Source organism: Acinetobacter suaedae (assembly GCF_008630915.1).
GTDB lineage: Bacteria > Pseudomonadota > Gammaproteobacteria > Pseudomonadales > Moraxellaceae > Acinetobacter > Acinetobacter suaedae.
This window is the reverse complement of sequence record NZ_CP043909.1, coordinates 529959-548701: the sequence shown is the minus strand read 5'-3', so window position 1 is coordinate 548701 and position 18743 is coordinate 529959. Positions and strand designations below refer to the sequence as shown.

23 protein-coding genes are annotated in these 18743 nt (G+C 39.7%); 12 read left to right on the top strand and 11 right to left on the bottom strand.

Annotation, left to right across the window (positions count from 1 at the left end; genetic code table 11):
* Positions 1 to 112 precede the first annotated feature (112 nt).
* The 8 genes from ndk to F2A31_RS02610 form a co-directional block, all read right to left on the bottom strand.
* Positions 113 to 544, bottom strand: coding sequence for a nucleoside-diphosphate kinase (gene ndk, locus F2A31_RS02645; protein ID WP_150025044.1), 432 nt, complete (start codon positions 542 to 544; stop codon positions 113 to 115).
* Positions 545 to 653: 109 nt separating this feature from the next.
* Positions 654 to 854, bottom strand: coding sequence for a Fe-S cluster assembly protein IscX (iscX, locus tag F2A31_RS02640; RefSeq protein ID WP_004640824.1), 201 nt, complete (start codon positions 852 to 854; stop codon positions 654 to 656).
* An 84-nt stretch (positions 855 to 938) separates the two neighbouring features.
* Positions 939 to 1490, bottom strand: coding sequence for a phosphatase PAP2 family protein (locus F2A31_RS02635; protein WP_150025043.1), 552 nt, complete (start codon positions 1488 to 1490; stop codon positions 939 to 941).
* Between the two features lie 23 nt (positions 1491 to 1513).
* On the bottom strand, positions 1514 to 2830 hold the full coding sequence (locus F2A31_RS02630; protein WP_171490547.1) for a glycosyltransferase family 4 protein: 1317 nt from the start codon (positions 2828 to 2830) through the stop codon (positions 1514 to 1516).
* Positions 2831 to 2997: 167 nt separating this feature from the next.
* A complete protein-coding gene (locus tag F2A31_RS02625) occupies positions 2998 to 3843 on the bottom strand; it encodes a symmetrical bis(5'-nucleosyl)-tetraphosphatase (RefSeq protein ID WP_150025041.1) in 846 nt (281 codons plus the stop codon).
* Positions 3843 to 4655 carry a 16S rRNA (adenine(1518)-N(6)/adenine(1519)-N(6))-dimethyltransferase RsmA gene (gene rsmA / locus F2A31_RS02620; RefSeq protein ID WP_150025040.1) on the bottom strand — a complete coding sequence of 271 codons (813 nt, stop codon included), beginning with the start codon at positions 4653 to 4655 and terminating at the stop codon, positions 3843 to 3845. Before rsmA ends, F2A31_RS02625 begins: the two co-directional genes overlap by 1 nt.
* Before the next feature lie 35 nt (positions 4656 to 4690).
* Entirely contained in the window at positions 4691 to 5656 is a 966-nt protein-coding gene (gene pdxA, locus F2A31_RS02615) for a 4-hydroxythreonine-4-phosphate dehydrogenase PdxA (RefSeq protein WP_150025039.1), read from the bottom strand.
* 86 nt (positions 5657 to 5742) lie between these two features.
* The gene (locus F2A31_RS02610; protein WP_150025038.1) at positions 5743 to 6384 is read right to left on the bottom strand and encodes a hypothetical protein; all 642 of its coding nucleotides are present in this window, start codon (positions 6382 to 6384) and stop codon (positions 5743 to 5745) included.
* A gap of 264 nt (positions 6385 to 6648) precedes the next feature.
* Between F2A31_RS02610 and rplM the strand changes: the two genes are divergently transcribed.
* Together rplM and rpsI are read left to right on the top strand one after the other, a co-directional pair.
* Entirely contained in the window at positions 6649 to 7077 is a 429-nt protein-coding gene (gene rplM, locus F2A31_RS02605) for a 50S ribosomal protein L13 (protein WP_004640836.1), read from the top strand.
* 12 nt (positions 7078 to 7089) lie between these two features.
* Positions 7090 to 7476, top strand: coding sequence for a 30S ribosomal protein S9 (gene rpsI, locus F2A31_RS02600; protein WP_004775642.1), 387 nt, complete (start codon positions 7090 to 7092; stop codon positions 7474 to 7476).
* Between the two features lie 65 nt (positions 7477 to 7541).
* Here rpsI and F2A31_RS02595 read toward each other — a convergent pair whose 3' ends face one another.
* On the bottom strand, positions 7542 to 7940 hold the full coding sequence (locus F2A31_RS02595) for a hypothetical protein (RefSeq protein WP_150025037.1): 399 nt from the start codon (positions 7938 to 7940) through the stop codon (positions 7542 to 7544).
* 124 nt (positions 7941 to 8064) lie between these two features.
* On the opposite strand from F2A31_RS02595, the gene F2A31_RS02590 reads away from it, so the two are divergent.
* The 10 genes from F2A31_RS02590 (at position 8065) to F2A31_RS02545 (ending at position 15913) form a co-directional block, all read left to right on the top strand.
* Positions 8065 to 8724: a glutathione S-transferase N-terminal domain-containing protein gene (locus F2A31_RS02590; protein ID WP_150025036.1), complete on the top strand. Its 660-nt coding sequence runs from the start codon at positions 8065 to 8067 to the stop codon at positions 8722 to 8724.
* A gap of 14 nt (positions 8725 to 8738) precedes the next feature.
* Positions 8739 to 9164 carry a ClpXP protease specificity-enhancing factor gene (locus F2A31_RS02585; RefSeq protein ID WP_150025035.1) on the top strand — a complete coding sequence of 142 codons (426 nt, stop codon included), beginning with the start codon at positions 8739 to 8741 and terminating at the stop codon, positions 9162 to 9164.
* Positions 9165 to 9179: 15 nt separating this feature from the next.
* Complete coding sequence (locus F2A31_RS02580; protein ID WP_150025034.1) at positions 9180 to 9839, top strand: hypothetical protein; 660 nt, start codon at positions 9180 to 9182, stop codon at positions 9837 to 9839.
* 378 nt (positions 9840 to 10217) lie between these two features.
* A complete protein-coding gene (locus tag F2A31_RS02575; protein WP_150025033.1) occupies positions 10218 to 10577 on the top strand; it encodes a roadblock/LC7 domain-containing protein in 360 nt (119 codons plus the stop codon).
* 150 nt (positions 10578 to 10727) lie between these two features.
* Positions 10728 to 11696, top strand: coding sequence for a hypothetical protein (locus tag F2A31_RS02570; protein WP_150025032.1), 969 nt, complete (start codon positions 10728 to 10730; stop codon positions 11694 to 11696).
* 8 nt (positions 11697 to 11704) lie between these two features.
* A complete protein-coding gene (locus F2A31_RS02565; RefSeq protein ID WP_150025031.1) occupies positions 11705 to 12247 on the top strand; it encodes a GTP-binding protein in 543 nt (180 codons plus the stop codon).
* A 23-nt stretch (positions 12248 to 12270) separates the two neighbouring features.
* Positions 12271 to 12690, top strand: coding sequence for a roadblock/LC7 domain-containing protein (locus F2A31_RS02560; RefSeq protein WP_150025030.1), 420 nt, complete (start codon positions 12271 to 12273; stop codon positions 12688 to 12690).
* 361 nt (positions 12691 to 13051) lie between these two features.
* Positions 13052 to 14398 (top strand): sphingomyelin phosphodiesterase, encoded by a 1347-nt coding sequence (locus F2A31_RS02555; protein WP_150025029.1) that lies wholly within the window; start codon positions 13052 to 13054, stop codon positions 14396 to 14398.
* Positions 14399 to 14411: 13 nt separating this feature from the next.
* Positions 14412 to 15332 (top strand): lipase secretion chaperone, encoded by a 921-nt coding sequence (locus tag F2A31_RS02550; protein ID WP_150025028.1) that lies wholly within the window; start codon positions 14412 to 14414, stop codon positions 15330 to 15332.
* A 113-nt stretch (positions 15333 to 15445) separates the two neighbouring features.
* Complete coding sequence (locus F2A31_RS02545; RefSeq protein WP_150025027.1) at positions 15446 to 15913, top strand: hypothetical protein; 468 nt, start codon at positions 15446 to 15448, stop codon at positions 15911 to 15913.
* Between the two features lie 29 nt (positions 15914 to 15942).
* On the opposite strand, the gene F2A31_RS02540 is transcribed toward F2A31_RS02545, so the two are convergent.
* Complete coding sequence (locus tag F2A31_RS02540; protein WP_150027637.1) at positions 15943 to 17901, bottom strand: acetyl/propionyl/methylcrotonyl-CoA carboxylase subunit alpha; 1959 nt, start codon at positions 17899 to 17901, stop codon at positions 15943 to 15945.
* Complete coding sequence (locus F2A31_RS02535; RefSeq protein ID WP_150025026.1) at positions 17901 to 18734, bottom strand: enoyl-CoA hydratase/isomerase family protein; 834 nt, start codon at positions 18732 to 18734, stop codon at positions 17901 to 17903. The genes F2A31_RS02540 and F2A31_RS02535 overlap by 1 nt, the downstream gene beginning before the upstream one ends.
* Positions 18735 to 18743 lie beyond the last annotated feature (9 nt).

The window sequence follows — 18743 nt, the reverse complement described above, 5'->3', positions numbered from 1 at the left end:
ACCTAAACAATATCAGCGCTAAAGATGCTGTGTATTCTTTACACAACACAATTTATAAAAAATAAAAAACCAGATAAGTAGTATACCACTTATCTGGCTTGAATACTTTGGATTAACGAGTGCGTGGGCAGATCTCGTTATCAGCAAAGAAGTAAGCGATTTCACGCTCAGCAGAAGCAACTGAGTCAGAACCGTGAGCAGCATTTTCATCAATGCTTACAGCGAAATCAGCACGAATCGTACCAGGCGCAGCTTCTTTAGGATTTGTAGCACCTAAAATTTCACGGTGAGCAAGAACTGCATTTTCACCTTCAAGAACTGAAACAACAACTGGACCAGAAGTCATGAAAGCAACTAAGTCACCAAAGAAACCACGTTCTTTGTGCTCAGCATAAAAACCTTCAGCATCAGCTTTAGAAAGGTGTTTCATTTTAGTTGCAACAATTTTCAAACCCGCTTTTTCAAAACGAGCAAAGATGTCACCGATGTGGTTTTTAGAAACTGCATCTGGTTTTACGATAGATAAAGTACGTTCAATCGCCATGATTGGCTCCCATTATGGTCTAAACATTAAAAAATTTGCCGCATTATACCGATGTCATCGCCAATAATCAGCTGGAATCTGTAAAAGTTCCACGATTTCGGATGAATTTCTAACGAACTTCGTCCAACCATGCCATTTGAATCGCTTCCAATAAGCCTTCAGTTGACTTGTTTGGGTCATCATTAAAGTCTGGTAATGCACAAACCCATGCATGTAGATCAGTGAAACGAATCCACTGCGGATCAACATCAGGATGTGCCTCTACCAATTCAATTGCGATATCAATCGTATCCGTCCAACGTAAGCCCATATGACAACCTGAATAAAAAATAGGATTATCTCGTACTTTAACAAATCATTTGATTTGAACGATAGCCCTATTTCTCTAGATTCACTACAAAATGATATTCAAGCTCGGTGCTAGTAAAATGATCGCGCTTGCAACCGAGGCACCAATGACTGCGCCAACAATTACATCGCTTGGATAATGCAAACCTAACACCATTCGAGATAGGGCAACCAAGATCGCAAATGGCAACATTAAAATCAACAATACAGGCTGGATATAGCCCAATACAATCGTCACCATCACCGCATGTAAAGTATGTCCTGATGGGAAGCTAAAATGATCCAATGGTCGCTCACCGAGTACGATGACCTGATGAACCTGATAAGGTCTTGGACGTGTGGTTTTATGCTTTAAAAACTTATAAATCAATGTTCCAACGGAGCCTGCGAGAATTAAATACAAAATCTGTAAGCCGTATGCTAGACCTTGTGTTGCCCACACAGATAGCAACATAACGTACCAAAATGGCCCATCACCTAAACGACTGATCGTTTTAAAAAACAAGGCAACACGCTGTGAATGTGAGAGATGATTTAGGTATAAACACCCTTTTAAATCAAGATCAAGTATTTTTATTTTTGCATTTTCAAATTTCATAATCTTCTCCTATATGAGAATCGTTAGCTAGAAGTCATTGGAGACTCCTTGGCAACTTGATAAAGTGCTTGTTCTAATTGTTGTACAGGAAACTGCCAACTGTTTTCTTGCACACTTTCACTGGCAAGCAACCCCATTTGTCTGAGTTGTGGGAGAGCAGGTAAATGACAAATTGATTGGATCAAATCAGTGGTATGTCCTAGTGGGCTCAACCATCCTGTAACATCATGTTTGATATGTTGATGAGCAGCGACATAGTCATAAGCGACCACAGGCAGTCCACTCGCAATTGCTTCAAGCACAACATTCCCGAAGGTATCGGCTTGGCTAGCAAAGGTAAAAACATCGGCACTGGCATAAGCTTCTGATAACTCACGACCACTTAGACTTCCCATAAAGATCACATCATTGGACTGAGCTAATTTCCCTAAGCGAGCGCGATCTGGACCATCGCCAACAATCACAAATTTTGAGTTATAACCCTGTTGAGCCTGCAATGCATGGAAACTCTTAATTAAGACATCTACTTCTTTTTCAGGTGAGAGACGCCCAACATATAATAAGACTCGCGTATGAGCATCTACACCCCATCGCTGACGCAATTGTTGCGAACGATGTTTGGGTGAAAACTTTGCTGTATCCACCCCACGCCCAACAATGACCAATGGACAAGTCACACCAAAACCACGCAGAGCTTGCTCTGTATATTGGCTAGGTACACACGTCACATCTGTACTGTTATGAAACCAAGTGAGATAACGTTGAATGGGTTTGACTAAAAATGCCAAATCAAAAAATCGACTAAAATCATGAAAAGCGGAGTGAAAACCACTTGATACAGCAATTTTTTTAGATTTTGCCGCTTGTAATGCAGTTAAACCCAAAGGTCCTTCCGTCACAATATGCACCACATCTGGCGCAAATTTTTCAAATGCTTTGGACACTTTGAGATATTGAGGCCAACCAAATTGAACACTTGGATACTTCGGCACAGGTTGTGAAAAGACCAAACATTCCTGATCAGGATGGAACTCAGTACAGACATTTTCCTGTATAGGACGAACCAGTAAAATCTTATGACCGAGACGCTGTAAGCCCTGACACAATTGCATCATCGACATCGCGACACCATTAATTTCTGGTGGCCACGTTTCAGTCACAATTGCAATTCTCAAACGAGGGCGAACAAGGTCTTGAAGTTCAGACAATTGATCTTGTTGATCTTTGAAATGTTTCCTTTTAAAGTAAAATTTCAAATTTTCAGGAAACTGTTCTTGCTTTAATAGAGATGTCGCGTATGTACTTTGCATATCGCCATCCATTTGTGTCGTTATTTTCATGCTTTAAGCATAAAAATATTTTTTGACACTTTAATGATCAATAGATGACAGTTTTTTGACAACCCTAAAATAAAAAATGCCTCACCCTATTCAGACAAAGCACAATTTGATCATCCCAACCAGATCAGGTTCTATCGATATTTCAATTGAGCCTAAGCATCATATGCTCACGACTCAATCCATGGATTTTCAACAGCGAATAACTGCTGATCCTCTAAACGGTAAGCCACCAACTGGTGTCCCCAAACACACCCACCATCAACACTTTGAATATCATCACTAATGCGTTTTGCATGCAAAGCTGCCCAATGACCAAAGACGAGGTGATGTGTCTTAGCAGCTTGACTTTCATAATCAAACCACGGCTTGTAACCTTTAGGCATTGGTGCATCCAAGCCCTCTTTAAACTCAAACTCTAACTGACCTTCTGCGGTCGTTAAACGCATACGGGTTAGATAGTTGGTAATGCAACGCAAACGAGCCATACCCGTCAAATCATCAGACCAAAGATCAGGTTGAGCACCAAACATTTCAGCTAAGAATGCATCTAAGACCATCAAATCTTCATGACCAACCGCATCTTGTACCTCTTGTGCAAGTTCAGAGGTTTTTTCTGCTGACCAAATACAAGGTACTCCCGCATGCGTCAACATCGTTTCAGCATTTGGAAATAAACATAATGGTTGTTTACGCAACCAATCGATTAGTTCATCCCCATCAATCGCATCAATCACATCCTGAACTCGATCTTTGGCTTTGATTTTTTTGAAACCACGTGCAGAAGCAATTAATGATAGATCGTGATTTCCTAAAATCGTTGCAGCAGCCCCACGATCCGCCAGTTTTTTTATAAAGCGTAGAGCACCAACCGAATCTTCACCACGTGCAACCAAGTCTCCCGTAAACCAGATAAAATCTTGGTCAGGATCAAAACGAATTTCTTTCAGTAAAGCTTTGAGCGCAGCAAAACATCCCTGCACATCACCAATCACATAGTTATAGCGTTTTGACATTAAGACACCATCTGATCAGAGAGAGCAACAAAGTCAGCCAAGCTTAAAGTTTCTGGGCGCGCCATCGGATCAACACCTGCTTTTTCAAAACCATCCTCAGCCAGCATGCCTTTTAAACTGTTACGCAAGGTTTTTCGACGTTGTGTAAACACATGGCTCACAAGACGAGCCAACGCTTTCTCATCTTTCGCTACAATTGGCTTAGTTTCATATGGTTCTAAACGGAAAACTGCTGACGTCACTTTAGGTGGCGGGTTAAATGATCCCGGCGGTACTTCAAATAGAAATGTCGGTTTACAATAATACTGAATCATTACCGATAAACGACCATACTCTTTGGTGTTAGGCACTGCCGTGATACGATCAACCACTTCTTTTTGCAACATGAAATGCATGTCTTTGACTTTGTCACCAAACTCTAAGAGATGGAATAATAATGGCGTTGAAATGTTGTATGGTAAGTTACCCACTACCCTCAATGGACGACCATCTTGAAAGAGCTGGGTGAAATCATACTTTAAAGCATCAGCTTCAATAATCGTCAAACGTTCAGGATGTGGTACCCGCCCTGGCAAACCTGCCGCTAAATCCCGATCCAGCTCAACCACAGTCAAAGCATCGCACTCACCAATCAGAGGAGATGTCAATGCAGCCAATCCAGGACCAATTTCCACAATATTTTCGCCCGCACGCGGATTCACTGAGCGTACAATTTTGGCAATCACACGCTGATCATGTAAAAAGTTCTGACCAAAACGTTTTCGAGCCTGATGCCCTTCATCTTTAGGGTTTAGGGCATTAATTTGATACATAATAATTCCAACGTGAATAATTTACTCGTGAGTCACTAACGAGCCAAATCTAGTGCTAAATCTACTGCAACATGTAAGCTTGAAGCTTTAGCCTGTCCAGTGCCTGCAAGAGAAAGTGCTGTACCATGATCGACAGAGGTTCGAATAAATGGCAAGCCTAATGTAATGTTTACAGCTTCACCAAAGCCTTGAGATTTTAGCACAGGTAAGCCCTGATCGTGATACATCGCTAAAACTGCATCTGCATCTTTCAAGTTTTCGGGTGTAAACAAGGTGTCTGCGGGCAAACTTAGACTCATCTTCACACCCTGCGCGCGATACGCTTCCAACACAGGATTGATCACCTCAATTTCTTCTCGTCCAAGATAGCCATCCTCACCCGCATGCGGATTTAAACCACAGACTAAAATTCTGGGGTGCGCGATTTTGAATTTTGTATTTAAGTCGTGAATTAAAATATCAATCACTTGATGTAAACGCTCTTGAGTAATTGCATCAGGCACATCACGTAACGGCAAATGAGTCGTTACCAAAGCGACACGTAAACTTTTAGTCGCCAACATCATGACCACTCGATCAACGTTGGCGAACTCCTGATAATATTCGGTATGCCCACTAAAAGCGATGCCAGCCTCATTGATAATGGATTTTTGCACAGGTGCTGTTGCCACGCCAACACTTCGACCTGACATGGCATAATCAGCTGAACGTCGTAATTGTTCTAAGACATAACCTGAGTTTATTGGATTTAATTGTCCGTCAATTACAGGCTCTATCAATGGGACATGTTCAACGAATAGCTGTCCTTTTCGACTAGATGTAGATTGACCTTGGTATGGAATAAGCTCGACGACAATACCTAATCGATCAGCACGCTGCTGTAGCATTTTAAAATCAGCTAAAACGACAATAGGACGCTCATCTACTCGTTCGGCCAAGTCCAAACAGATATCAGGTCCTATTCCTGCAGGTTCACCAGAAGTGACATATAAAGGAAGCATACTTTTCGCCGATCATTTGATACTTTTCTTAGTGTAGCGAAAATCTAAAATCAGCTGTAGTTTTTCAGCCTTTATTTATATTCAAGTTAAGGGTTGGTTGCCGTTTTAGTGAGATTCTGAGGCACTAAATTTGACGGGACAAAGCTTGGCGCACGTGTCCAAGGATTAATGGTAGCCTGTGGTTTTCTTTCAACGGGTACACTTACTGCCAAATCCGCCTTCTTCTCTGCAATTCCCCCTGCATTATTTACTTTATCGAGTGTAGGATTGATCGTAATTTCTTTTTTCTCAATCACAGTTATTGTTTGTGCAACTTGAATCTCTTTCTTCTCAGTCACAGGAATTACAGCAACTGTGGTATTAGGCTGGGTATATGTCGGAGCTAACATTCCCTGCTTCACTACTGTTTGAGTCGAGGGTTGTTGAGATTGCGGAAGAGTGGTCGATGGACGCGTTGTTACTTGGTCTTGTGGTGTAATCAGGTCTACAGGTATTTCGATTGCTTTCATCTCGGCCGTGACAGCCATCATTGGATCAACATAGTCGCTGCCTCGACTCTCTAATACTTCTAGTTTTTTAGTAGTCCCTTCTCTAGGTTGAAACTCTGAATAGTTAGTTACACTGCTTTGGTCAACCCATTTATAAAGTCGTCGTGCATTTGTCTGTGTAGCACAAACACCTATTAATAAAGTGACTACAACAATTTTTGTAGAAAACGACAATCTCATCAAGATCCCCAAGAAAACATGTAAATACTTCTATTTATTTCAATTAATTAATAAAAATAATAAGTCAAACACCTCTCTACCACAAGCAAAACCATACAAACTAAAATTATGGTCTCGTTGTTGACCAAATCAGTCACTTTGCAGCAAAATAATGTCTCTTGCATGATTTTTTGTTGTGCCGTTTTATAAATTAATGTAGAATTCGGTCTCCTTTTGTTTGGACAGATTTCACCGTCCAAACCAACTATAATAGGTAGTGGTTTAATGAAAACTCTCAGCGCTAAGCCAGCTGAAGTTCAACATGACTGGTATGTTGTTGATGCTTCTGGCAAAACTTTAGGTCGCCTCGCGACTGAAATCGCTCGTCGTTTACGCGGTAAGCACAAAACTTCTTATACTCCTCACGTTGACACTGGTGACTACATCGTTGTTATCAATGCTGAGAATATTCAAGTGACTGGTAACAAAGCACTTGATAAAAAGTATTATCGCCATACTGGTTTCCCTGGTGGTATCCGTGAGACTAACTTCGAGAAGTTAATCGCTCACAAACCTGAAGCTGTTTTAGAAAAAGCAGTTAAAGGTATGTTGCCAAAAGGTCCTCTTGGTTATGCAATGATCAAAAAAATGAAAGTGTACGCTGGTAGCGAGCATCCTCATACTGCTCAACAGCCACAAGTTTTGGACATCTAAGGGATACAGCACATGGCTACTAATTATGGTACAGGTCGCCGTAAGACCGCAACTGCACGTGTTTTCTTATCAGCTGGTACAGGTAAACTCGTAATCAACAATCGTACTTTAGAGCAATATTTCGGTCGTGAAACTGCTCGTATGGTTGTGCGTCAGCCTTTAGAACTTTTAGAAGTTACTGAAAAATTTGATCTTTACATCACTGTTAAAGGTGGTGGTATCGGTGGTCAAGCTGGCGCAATCCGTCACGGTATTACTCGTGCGTTGATCGCTGCAGACGAAAATTTAAAACCTGCTCTTCGTCAAGCTGGTTTCGTTACTCGTGATGCTCGTGAAGTTGAACGTAAGAAACTTGGTTTACGTAAAGCTCGTAAACGTCCTCAATTCTCTAAACGTTAATCGTTTTACGAATTGGACAAAAAAACCTCGGAAAATTCCGAGGTTTTTTTATGGCTGAAATATGCTCACTTCTTTTGGGGGCAATCCATCACTACATCCCTAATCCCATCCGCAGCAGTTGACTCAGTCATGTTACAACCATTTTCCTGATAGATTCGACTCATCTTGGTAAATTGATGATCTTTAGGAATCGGTGCATTACAGGGTTGGTCTGTTTTTTCATTCACCATCTGGATTGGTCCATCGTTATAAATCGTCACTTTACAGCCTTTGACCACATACTGTTTTTTTATTCCACCATATCGTGAACTATCCTGATGAGTTGTCATCGTAATTGCCATACTAGTCTCAATATCCTCCTCCCCTAAAGATGTAATATTACCTTGTTGTGTTACAACAGATGAGCTAATACAACCGTTGAGAAATAACACACCACTCAACATAATCAAATAATCTCGTTTCATTCTTATCTCTCATTAATCCGACTCAGCAATGAATCTCTTCTGTAAGAACCATATTATTAATATTTAAGTGCTTTCCAACGTTAATTTTAGTATTCTAAACAGTCAATCAGAATTTTTTGGATTTATGTCTTTAGAAAATCCCCCAAGCCCTGTCCAAGGCATTACGCTTTATAGTCATGCAGATGATTTCCGTTCACACTGGATTCGTTTTCTGCTTGCTGAGAAACAAATTAAATACCAACTTATTATCACAGACCATGAAGATGAGGATTTGGCTGACCTAAATCCCTATAATCAACTTCCAATGTTGATTGAGCAGAATCTTAAGCTCTTCTCTCCGCATGTAATCGCCGAATATTTAGATGACCGCTATCGTCAAAATAAGCTTTATGCGGATGCGCCTATGGCAAGAGCTGAGCAACGCCAATATATCTGGCGCTTTGAACAAGACTGGTTCAAACTCGTTGATCATATGCTTAGACATGCAGATACACTCGACTTAGCACAAAAACAAAAAGCCCAGAAGGAGTTAAGGAATACTTTGATTTCACTTACCCCTTTATTCCAGCATTATCCTTTTTTTATGTCAGAAACCTTTTCCATCTTAGATTGCATGCTTGCACCAATCTTCTTAAGACTAAAAAGCATGGGAATAGATTTACCCGAACAACACTGTCGACCAATTTTCTTGTATTGTCATCGTATCTTTAGCCGTCCATCTTTCATTAAATCAATGACAGCTCAAGAAAAAAACAGCTACAATAAATTGATTTCTACGATTTAATAAGTTTTTTAATTATGTCTGAGCAAATAACGTTAACCCCTACACGCCCCTATCTTGCTCGTGCCATTTATGAATGGATTTGCGATAACCAACTCACACCATACTTATTGGTTGATGCAACACAACCCCATACTGATGTTCCACAACAATTTGTTAAAGATGGCCAAATTGTTTTAAATCTTGCACCTCATGCAATTCATCAATTGCATATAAGCAATGAAGCAATTACTTTTTCTGCACGTTTTGGTGGTGTTGCCAAAGAAATTTATGTGCCGATCAGAGCTATACTCGGCATTTATGCAAAAGAAAATGGTCAAGGTTTATTCTTCGATCCTTCTGAATATGATGATATTGAAGAAGTTATCAGCAATGACTCAGAGGAAGTACAACAAAAAGCCGAAACAACTAAGAAAAAACCTTCGCTTAGAATTTTAGATTAATTGAGGATATATATAATGGCCTTTGACTTAGTTCAATATTTTGCTGAACAAATTAAAATTCAAAAACCGCAACTATTTAGTCAATATTCTCAACCTGAAAAAATCGTTTATATTGATGAAATCAATGCACTCGCGCTTGGTCGCTTGATTAGCCTTTGGAAACAAAATCCTCAAAAGCATTACCAAGAAGTTCAAACCTCTGATCCTCTTTACATCCAAGAAATTACGCGCCATCTAACTACATCGCCACACAACCAGTCGGCCTTGAATGCAACAGAATTAGAAACAAGCTTAACTGAAGTTTTATCATTACAACTTGCTGAACTAAAACAATTGGATGAGACAGGAAGTTTTGGTCAAACGGGCCTCACAGAGTTACTTTTGGGCCAAGTAGAACACTTATCCGGTCAAGCTGAGGATTGGGTCTGGTCAACCAACCAATTGACCGAACTCTTAGGTTCAAAACCGATTGAACAAGAAGATGTCTCACTAGAAGAAACCATGCAAGAATTCAATAAAATGGTACATCAAGCCCAACCTAATTTGGATCATCATGAAACAACGAATGTTGAACTACCACATATTCCAACATGGTCTTCTATTACGGCACCTTTTGTTGCACTCATCATTTTAGGCATCTTGTATTGCTCATATACTCAACTTGTTATTGCCTAAACAGCCATGTGATAAAGAAGAGTTTATCTCTTTCTTTATCACATACTTACAAAAAATAAAGTTTATATAAATATTATATTTCAAATAGTTTAATAATAATTTTACATTTACTTACAATAACAACAAGATTTAAAGCGCCAAAAATAAAGTGACAAAAATCACATTAACATTTAAATAGCATCCACAATTAATATTTTAAACTCTTATCTTGACAAAAATTGTCAATTATTAACACCTTATATATTTCTATTATTAAAAAGCATGATTGATTAAATAAAATAGTTTCCTATAATAAAATTAACTACTTTTGAAAACCAATTAAAACAAAAGTAAGTTATATAAACTTATAAACAACAATGTATTAGTAGAGAAAATATCATGGCTAAAATTTCATTAGAAAGCTTATCAAACATCGATGGTTTCGTTGCGGCAGCATTAGTAGACACAGAAAGTGGTTTAGCCCTCGCAACACAAGGTGGTGGGGCACTTGATTTAGAGCTAGCGGCAGCAGGTAATACTGAAGTTATACGAGCAAAACGCCGTGTCGCTAACTCACTGAAATTAAATGATGATATCGAAGATATCTTAATCACGCTTGGTAAGGCATACCACTTAATTCGTCCCTTAGAAAGCAATGGCAACCTTTTCCTCTACGTTGTACTGGATCGAAGTAAATCCAACTTAGCAATGGCTCGTCACGAACTTAAAACTTTTGAAAAAGAATTAGACTTTGCTTAACTATTAGCAAGACTAAAAATATTTTATATTAGACCTTTTATATTAGTATCTTCAAAAACAATATAAAAGGTCTAACAATAGTCTTTATAAAATCCATATTAAAGACCATTATCCTGCAGTCCAATATTTTACCAATATTAAAGTGATACTATGAATGGGCATTGCATTAATATCGCAATTTCAGGTATAAGTTTAAAAGTTTCAGATGAATTAAAAATAGAGCTTAGAAAAACCATACCCAATGATTTTGGAATTAACTGGATTAATATTGCGGATCCAAATATAGACTTATTATTAATAAATGAAAATTTTTTTGATACCGAAGGTATTCAGCGTATTTTAAAAGAGAAGAAACTTCCTTGTTTAAAAGTTTCAAAGGGACAAGGTAGCTATAACATCGAAGAAAATAATACTCTATACCTACCTTTTCAACAAACTGATGCATTGAAAAACTGGATTCAACTCCGTCTTTTAAGCTATCTATCACATCAACAATCACAGCAACCTAAAACAGAAACAGTTTCAACGCACAATGCCGTAGATGCAAAGTTTCTAACGGATATGTTAGATCCTGAAAATGCACGTCTACATCTTTTTGACGATCACGGCACATTGGCAATTATCGATACACGCAGCCACGTTGCTTGGCTAGAACCTACACGTATACATACACATACCAATCACAGTTTTAATTATGCATTTGCGACAACATTTGATTTCACCAAAGTTTCTCGTAAAGTTGACTACAATTTACAAGACTGGCTATGGAACTTGATATGGTACTCGCATGAGTTTCAAACACTAGCACCTGTTGCAGAAGAATATTACAAAATTGATTATTGGCCTCAGCCGATGCAAAGCACTGATCGAAAAATCATTCTTTTGCTGTCTGCTTGTTTCATCCAAGGTGCTCAATTGAATCACGTTGCAAGCCACTTAAACATACCAATTCAAACAGTGCAGCAATATATTGCCGCCTGTATTGCATCAAATAATGGCAGCATTATTTCAGCTGCTGACGGTCATTACTTAAAATCAAATACAGTGGAACAACCTACTGAACAACAAAGTTTTTTAAATAAGTTTTTTGGAAAAATTAGACGCCGCTTTGGGCTTTAAGGAATAATATGATTCTACAACAATATAAAATTGTTTTTGCAGGAAGCATGGGCGCAGGTAAAACGGAAGCAATACGATCTCTTTCTGAAGTCCCTGTGCTAGCAACTGAAGCATTTAACACGGATACTCAAGCGCACAGTAAAGCTGAAACAACTGTAGGGATTGATTACGGCGAAATCACCCTAGATGACGGCATTAAAATAGGCTTATATGGTACCCCCGGACAAACGCGTTTTGACTTTATTTGGCCCGTCATCTGTCAAGGTGCCCTTGGGGTAATTCTGTTAGTTGATCATAACAGCAAGGTGCCGATTGAAGAGCTCGAGGGATATCTAGATACATTTAAAGACTATACGCAGAATATTTCGATTGGCATTACTCATGTTGATGAAAATAAAGGGCAATCTACTGCGATGTATCGAGAGTGGTTGACACAGAATAACTATCAATATCCACTTTTTTTTATTGATGCTCGTAAACAAGAACATATTCTACTGATGATTGAATCACTGATTGCAACTTTAGAAGTAAATTTAAAAGCAACCCATTAACGACTTTAATAAAGAGAAAAATTATGTTTAGTATCCCTAGCCAACATCGTACCGCACCGAAAGAACTGATTCAGTTAGCGAAATCACAAGCCAATGAGATTCTACTCAATATTCGAGGTATTGATTATATTATGATTTGTTCTACTGACGGTTTTGAGTTGGCATCAATTTATAAAAAGAATCCGTATAACAGTAGTAAATTGGCTGCGGTAAGTAGTTCTATCTTGGCAATGGTCAGTGCTTTTTTGAATGAAATCCAACTTACAGGATGCCAGAGTATCACCTTAGATGCTGAGAATGGCAAAGCGATTCTAACAGCAATCCCAGCCCCCCATCATCCGATGGTTCTCGTCACGCTAAGTAATAAAGATGTCCTTCTCGGACAACTGTTATATAGCTTAAAACAAGCCAGTGCAGCCATTAGCGCAGCAGATCAAGCTTAATCCTACCCCATTTTTTCATTCAATCTGTCAGGGAATCTCATCCTGCCAGATTTTTTAATTATCTACTTAGCCATTTACTAATTCAAATTTTCATATTCGAATCCATGTTCCATACACATCTCCTTCTCCACAAACACCATACTGAAATACCTTCTAATGTCCATTTGAAAATCATTAATATAAATTACTTTGTTTAAATCAGATGAACGGTATAAAAATTACATGATTTAGCAATAATTTTTCATTATGATAATTTTCGAACAAATAACAACACAAATGTTCAAAAATGAAAATCAACACCATTGCCTGATGAAACTTATTAATCATCTATGCATGCACAATCAACAAGGAGAGACATTCAATGGGGCTGAACAATATTAAATTCAGTGTCGGTACTGCACTGCTGATGGGGGCTTTTGCCACACAGAATACATTGGCAGATTCTTATGTTTTTATTACAAATACCACCCCCGAAACGGTATCCGTACAAGTCAACCATACAGGCACCCAGATTTTGCAACATGGAAACCAATGGGCACAAGAGGCAACACAGATAGCGCCTTATGAAACCAAACGCGTACTTCGCATGAATCGATATTCAGGTCTTAAATCTGGTCAAACCTATAATTTTGATACCGTAGTTTCCAGTGGCAGTTCTCAAGTGACCTTTAAGCAATCCATGACGGGAACATGGTATGGCAGCACCATTAAACATGGTATGCAAACCGCATCGACAACCTCACCTTGGTATACGGATCGCAATGTATATCGCATCAATACTGTATATGCTGGTTTAGCCGCACAAACTGCTGTGAAAGCAGAATATACAGGGGGTTATGATGATTTTCATTACACCATTCATCAAAATACGGTAACTGAACCCGTCTCAAACAATGCCGATGAAATTAAGGTTTTATCCTACAATATTTACGCCCTACCTATGGTTGCAAGCAAAATTAGCGAGCGTTTGGCTGAGTTACCCCAACATCTAAATGGTTACGATGTCATTTTGATGCAGGAAGCATTTTCATCTTCACGAACCGGCATGCTCAATCAACTCGCACAGCAATATCCATATCAAACACATGTTCCAATTGGATCTGGCTATAACTTATTTGATAGCGGGGTACTGGTATTAAGTCGCTATCCTATCGTTAAAACGGCTGAAATGATTTATCCAGACTGCACTGGAACGGACTGCTTCGCGGATAAAGGCGTGATTTATGCAGAAATCATCAAAAATGGTAAAGCCTACCATGTGACTTCAACCCACACGGCATCATTTGATACCAATGAAGCTCGTGCGTTACGTCAGGTTCAATTCCAACAAATTCGACAATTGATTAATCAGCAAAATATCCCAAGCTTCGATGCAGTATTGATGGGTGGCGATTTCAATGTAAATAAGCTGTTATGGCCACAAGATTACCAAGACATGCTGACTAACCTCAATGCGACTGCACCTGTTAGCACAGGCTATACGGCCTCTACTTTTGATCCACGTATCAATAAACTTGCTGGTGCAGCTGGCTCTGGGGGAACCACCGTTGAATATCTAGATTATGTTGTTTCATCAAATAATCACCGTCAACCGACCCAATCCCGCAACGATGTTCGCATTCTACGTTCGGCTGCTGACCCATTGTTTATGACATGGGATCTTTCCGATCATTTCCCTGTGATGGGACACTTTAATTACAATCCATAAAGTGGAATGCCGAATGAATAAGAGACTACTACTGACAATATTTCTTGTTTTACTGGTCTTGGTCGGAATTGCAGTTTGGAAGAGCACCGCCTCTTCCGCTGCAATTGAACAAGCAGCACGGACCGAATCAACAAAACCCAATTCAACTCAAGATAAGTACATGCAACATAAAAATGCAGATCAAATTTTACAAGAGTCTTTGTCCACGCAATTAAAATCCTTGCAGCATCAACCTGGAAATATCACCCAATTTATCAATGCGTTTAAAGCCAGTTGCCAGCTAGAAAACTGCGATGCAGCCTTAACCAAAGCTCTGGAAAATTATCCTGATCAAAAATTTGCTCAAACTGTGCAGAATTTATTGAAGCGTATGCCGCAATATGAACAGCAAATGCAAAGCACCGTACTTTCAACAGCGCTATCACCAAAAGAACGCTTTGATGCAATTTGGAAACTTAGAGAACAGACGCTAGGCAAAGATGAAGCGGCTTTAGGTTTTGGACAAGAACATGAATATGCAGATTATCGTTTTGCTTATGCAGAACTTAAACAAAATACGCAATTGAATCCTGAACAACGATTGGCTGCATTAGAGACACTTCAACAAAAATACCCTCGATTGATGGAACAAGAAAGTAGTTTTGGTCGTTATGAGCAAGCGGTTCAACTACTTGACGAGAAACAGCCAACTGCTGAAACACAACGTCTAAAACAAGAGTTACAACAACGCTATCTCACACAACAAGAGCAATTGGACCTGCAATTTAAGCAACAACGTGAACAACAGCAGCAACAGAAAGTGGATCAATACCAACAAGCACTCAAACAACTGCAACAAGAAATGCAACTGCTTAAGTCTCAGCTTTCTGAAACTGAGTGGCAAAAGCAGTATCAACAACGTCTTGAAAGCTTACGATCGAATCTGTTTCCTTAAAAATAATGCCATCTGATATACAGATGGCGACTATTTCAGCATCTAATTTTTTCACCTATACTGCTGTAAAAATAACACTCACGAACGCTTCTTTATTTTTGGAAATCAATGGAATGAGTTATCCCAAATTTCAACAGGACTTAAATACTGCACTTGAATCTGAAATCTTAGGTGAAATAATTTTTCTGAATGCAGCAAAGCATACCCGCTCGACTGAACAACAATATAAATGGCTGGTTTTGGCTCAATTGGAAACCCAGACTTTACATAAGTTACAACAGTTTATGATTCAAAATGGTCATACTGCAAAGATACGAGCACATATCAAATTACAAGCCAAAGCATCAGGAATTGCGATGGCAAAACTTCCGTGGAAAGTTGCAATGCATTTGCTTAAACAAGGTACCAAACCGTTTATGGAAACGTTTGAGAGAATGAATCAACACGCTGATGCTCAGACTCAAACCTTTCTGCAATATTTATTGGCACATGAACAAGCTTTGGCAGAGTTTGCAACACAAGAATTAAAGGGAAATTCGAGAAGTTCACTCAATGCTGTAGAGAAATTATTAAAAAGCTAGGTCTAGCCTAGCTTTTTAATTCATACGTTTTATGCAACTGTGACATTTAATAACAATTGTCGTTTTTTCACTTGTTGACCGACTTGACCGATCAGCTCATCAACAACACCATCCACATCAGATTTAATCTGTTGCTGGATTTTCATCGCTTCCAAAATCAACAAAGTTTGCCCTTTGGTAACGGTATCTCCAGCATTGACCAGTAGATTTACAATCGCACCATCCATTGGTGCTCGAATCTTCCCATCACCAATGACTTCAACCGCTTCAGGTTCTGCGTAAGTGCTATTCTCAATTATGAGATTGCCATTCGCCGTATCTAAATAAAGTTGATTTTGGTCAAGTACATAATTCAATTTACGGCGTATACCATCTACATCATAAATGATCTGTGTCTCTTGAATCGCTAGAATCTTAATCTTGACTTGCTGATCACATAGCATAGCGATCAGTTGATCATGATCTGTTTGGACATGAAGTAATAGCTGTTGATCAGCACATTTTAGTTTTAATGGGAAAGGCACAGAAATACCTGTTTGCCATGAAACTTTCGCTTGGTTCAGTTGAGTGAACAATGCTGCAGCAACCGCAAGATTTTCCAAACTTGGCCCTTGTTGATGTAGGCTGACATCATCCTGAAAATGTTGTTGAATAAATGCGGTATTAGTATCGCCTGCCACGACAATCGGATGACGTAATAAATTCACCAAAAACTGTTTATTACTGTTCACACCCAATAGCACACAATCATCTACTGCACGCGCTAACAGACGAATCGCATCCTGACGAGTTTTACCATAAGCAATTATCTTCGCCACCATTGGATCATAAAACGGGCTAATTTCACCCTGTTCTAACATACCATGATCAATCCGAACATTTGGTAACATTCCATCAGAGCCTGCAGGTTTCCAACTGAGTACCTTTCCAGTTTGAGGCAAGAAATCCTGACGTGGATCTTCTGCATATAAACGCACCTCAATTGCATGTCCATTTAAGGTGAGTTCATGCTGCTGTAGAGGTAAAGTTTCACCATTTGCGACACGTAGTTGCCATTCAACCAAATCGAGGCCCGTGATCATTTCTGTCACTGGATGCTCAACCTGTAAACGGGTATTCATTTCAAGGAAATAAAACTCGCCTGATTGATCAAGTAAGAATTCAACTGTACCTGCACCGATGTAGTCGCAAGCTTTGGCGGCAGCAACAGCAGCCTCGCCCATTTGCTGACGTAATTCAGGTGTCATCACGGGACAAGGTGCTTCTTCGACTACTTTCTGATGACGGCGCTGAATTGAACAGTCTCGTTCAAATAAATAAACGTAATTGCCATGCGTATCACCAAATACTTGAATTTCCACATGACGAGGTGCGATCACTGCTTTTTCAATAATCAGCTCACCTGAACCAAATGCATTTTCGGCTTCTGAACGCGCTGTTTTTAAAGCTTCGAGTAAATCAGCAGACTGGTGAACCAAACGCATACCACGCCCACCACCGCCTGCTGAAGCCTTGACCATTAAAGGGAAACCAATTTTTTCTGCTTGTTCTGCTAAATATTCGATATCTTGTCGATCACCTTCATAACCTGGCACACAAGGTACACCCGCCTCAATCATGGCAATTTTTGACAAGCGCTTACTTCCCATCAAATGAATCGCAGCGGCATTTGGGCCAATAAAAGTGATGCCATGATCACTACATGCTTGGGCGAAATCGGTATTTTCAGATAAAAATCCATAACCAGGGTGAACCGCATCCGCACCTGTCTTTTTGCAGGCTTCGATAATATTGGTGATCGACAAATAAGACTCAGAAACTTTGGATGCACCGATGTACACAGCTTCATCAGCCACTTGAACATGACGCGCATTGGCATCTGCATCTGAATACACAGCAACTGTCTGATAGCCCATCGCTTTCGCTGTTTGCATCACTCGAACTGCGATTTCACCACGATTTGCGACTAAAACTTTTGAAAATTTCATCATTGCTCAGTCCAAGTTGGTAAACGTTTTTGAATAAATGCCATCGTACCTTCTTGACCCTCTACTCCACCGACAGCTTGTGCAAATTGCTGTGCAGCATCATCGAGTAGAGAATCTAAAGGCTCATTCAAAGTCCGATGTAATAAAGCTTTAGTATTGCGAGAGGCCAATGGTGCAGCACGTTTGATTTGTTGAACTGTATCGCTCAGTAGCTGCTCAAGTTCATTTTCATCATGCACTACATCATGCACTACACCTAACTTCTGTGCAGTCTCACCATTGAAACGAGAACCTAACAATGCCAAACGACGCGCTTGTGTTAGCCCAATGCGTTTCACTACAAAAGGTGCAATTTGTGCTGGCAAAACACCTAAGCCTGTTTCAGGTAAGCCAAACTGAGCATTGTCACGACTAATCGCGACATCAGAAACACAGGCCAAGCCAAAACCTCCACCTAATACCGCACCTTCTAATATCACAACCACGGTTTGTGGCGCTTGATCAACTTGTTCAATCATGGCACCAAAACGACGGTTAAAATCAACATATGGCTGTAAGCTGCCCACATTCGCTGCCTCTACACGGAGTGCTGCCATATCTTTAATGTCACCGCCGGCACAGAAATGTCCGCCTTTGCCACGTAAAATCACAGCACGAATCGATACATCATCAGTAATATGCGCAAACACCTGTTGAATCGCATTGACCATATTGAGACTCATGGCATTGCGGCTTTCAGGTCGATTAAGCCAAATCGTTAAAATACTGCCTTGTAGTTCAAGTTGGATACTTTCATCCACTTGTAGATCAGTAAGAGAAGTTGAAAGCGTCATGATCTTCCC

Excerpts from the sequence above, each read along its gene's own strand:
- F2A31_RS02595 (WP_150025037.1), bottom strand. The coding sequence starts at position 7,940 with ATGAAACGAGATTATTTGATTATGTTGAGTGGTGTGTTATTTCTCAAC.
- F2A31_RS02585 (WP_150025035.1), top strand. The coding sequence starts at position 8,739 with ATGTCTGAGCAAATAACGTTAACCCCTACACGCCCCTATCTTGCTCGT.
- rplM (WP_004640836.1), top strand. The coding sequence starts at position 6,649 with ATGAAAACTCTCAGCGCTAAGCCAGCTGAAGTTCAACATGACTGGTAT.
- rsmA (WP_150025040.1), bottom strand. The coding sequence starts at position 4,655 with ATGTATCAAATTAATGCCCTAAACCCTAAAGATGAAGGGCATCAGGCT.
- F2A31_RS02560 (WP_150025030.1), top strand. The coding sequence starts at position 12,271 with ATGTTTAGTATCCCTAGCCAACATCGTACCGCACCGAAAGAACTGATT.
- F2A31_RS02630 (WP_171490547.1), bottom strand. The coding sequence starts at position 2,830 with ATGAAAATAACGACACAAATGGATGGCGATATGCAAAGTACATACGCG.
- F2A31_RS02610 (WP_150025038.1), bottom strand. The coding sequence starts at position 6,384 with ATGAGATTGTCGTTTTCTACAAAAATTGTTGTAGTCACTTTATTAATA.
- F2A31_RS02535 (WP_150025026.1), bottom strand. The coding sequence starts at position 18,734 with ATGACGCTTTCAACTTCTCTTACTGATCTACAAGTGGATGAAAGTATC.
- F2A31_RS02550 (WP_150025028.1), top strand. The coding sequence starts at position 14,412 with ATGAATAAGAGACTACTACTGACAATATTTCTTGTTTTACTGGTCTTG.
- F2A31_RS02570 (WP_150025032.1), top strand. The coding sequence starts at position 10,728 with ATGAATGGGCATTGCATTAATATCGCAATTTCAGGTATAAGTTTAAAA.
- pdxA (WP_150025039.1), bottom strand. The coding sequence starts at position 5,656 with ATGCTTCCTTTATATGTCACTTCTGGTGAACCTGCAGGAATAGGACCT.
- F2A31_RS02575 (WP_150025033.1), top strand. The coding sequence starts at position 10,218 with ATGGCTAAAATTTCATTAGAAAGCTTATCAAACATCGATGGTTTCGTT.
- F2A31_RS02540 (WP_150027637.1), bottom strand. The coding sequence starts at position 17,901 with ATGAAATTTTCAAAAGTTTTAGTCGCAAATCGTGGTGAAATCGCAGTT.
- F2A31_RS02580 (WP_150025034.1), top strand. The coding sequence starts at position 9,180 with ATGGCCTTTGACTTAGTTCAATATTTTGCTGAACAAATTAAAATTCAA.
- F2A31_RS02555 (WP_150025029.1), top strand. The coding sequence starts at position 13,052 with ATGGGGCTGAACAATATTAAATTCAGTGTCGGTACTGCACTGCTGATG.
- F2A31_RS02590 (WP_150025036.1), top strand. The coding sequence starts at position 8,065 with ATGTCTTTAGAAAATCCCCCAAGCCCTGTCCAAGGCATTACGCTTTAT.
- ndk (WP_150025044.1), bottom strand. The coding sequence starts at position 544 with ATGGCGATTGAACGTACTTTATCTATCGTAAAACCAGATGCAGTTTCT.
- F2A31_RS02625 (WP_150025041.1), bottom strand. The coding sequence starts at position 3,843 with ATGTCAAAACGCTATAACTATGTGATTGGTGATGTGCAGGGATGTTTT.
- F2A31_RS02565 (WP_150025031.1), top strand. The coding sequence starts at position 11,705 with ATGATTCTACAACAATATAAAATTGTTTTTGCAGGAAGCATGGGCGCA.
- F2A31_RS02545 (WP_150025027.1), top strand. The coding sequence starts at position 15,446 with ATGAGTTATCCCAAATTTCAACAGGACTTAAATACTGCACTTGAATCT.
- rpsI (WP_004775642.1), top strand. The coding sequence starts at position 7,090 with ATGGCTACTAATTATGGTACAGGTCGCCGTAAGACCGCAACTGCACGT.
- iscX (WP_004640824.1), bottom strand. The coding sequence starts at position 854 with ATGGGCTTACGTTGGACGGATACGATTGATATCGCAATTGAATTGGTA.
- F2A31_RS02635 (WP_150025043.1), bottom strand. The coding sequence starts at position 1,490 with ATGAAATTTGAAAATGCAAAAATAAAAATACTTGATCTTGATTTAAAA.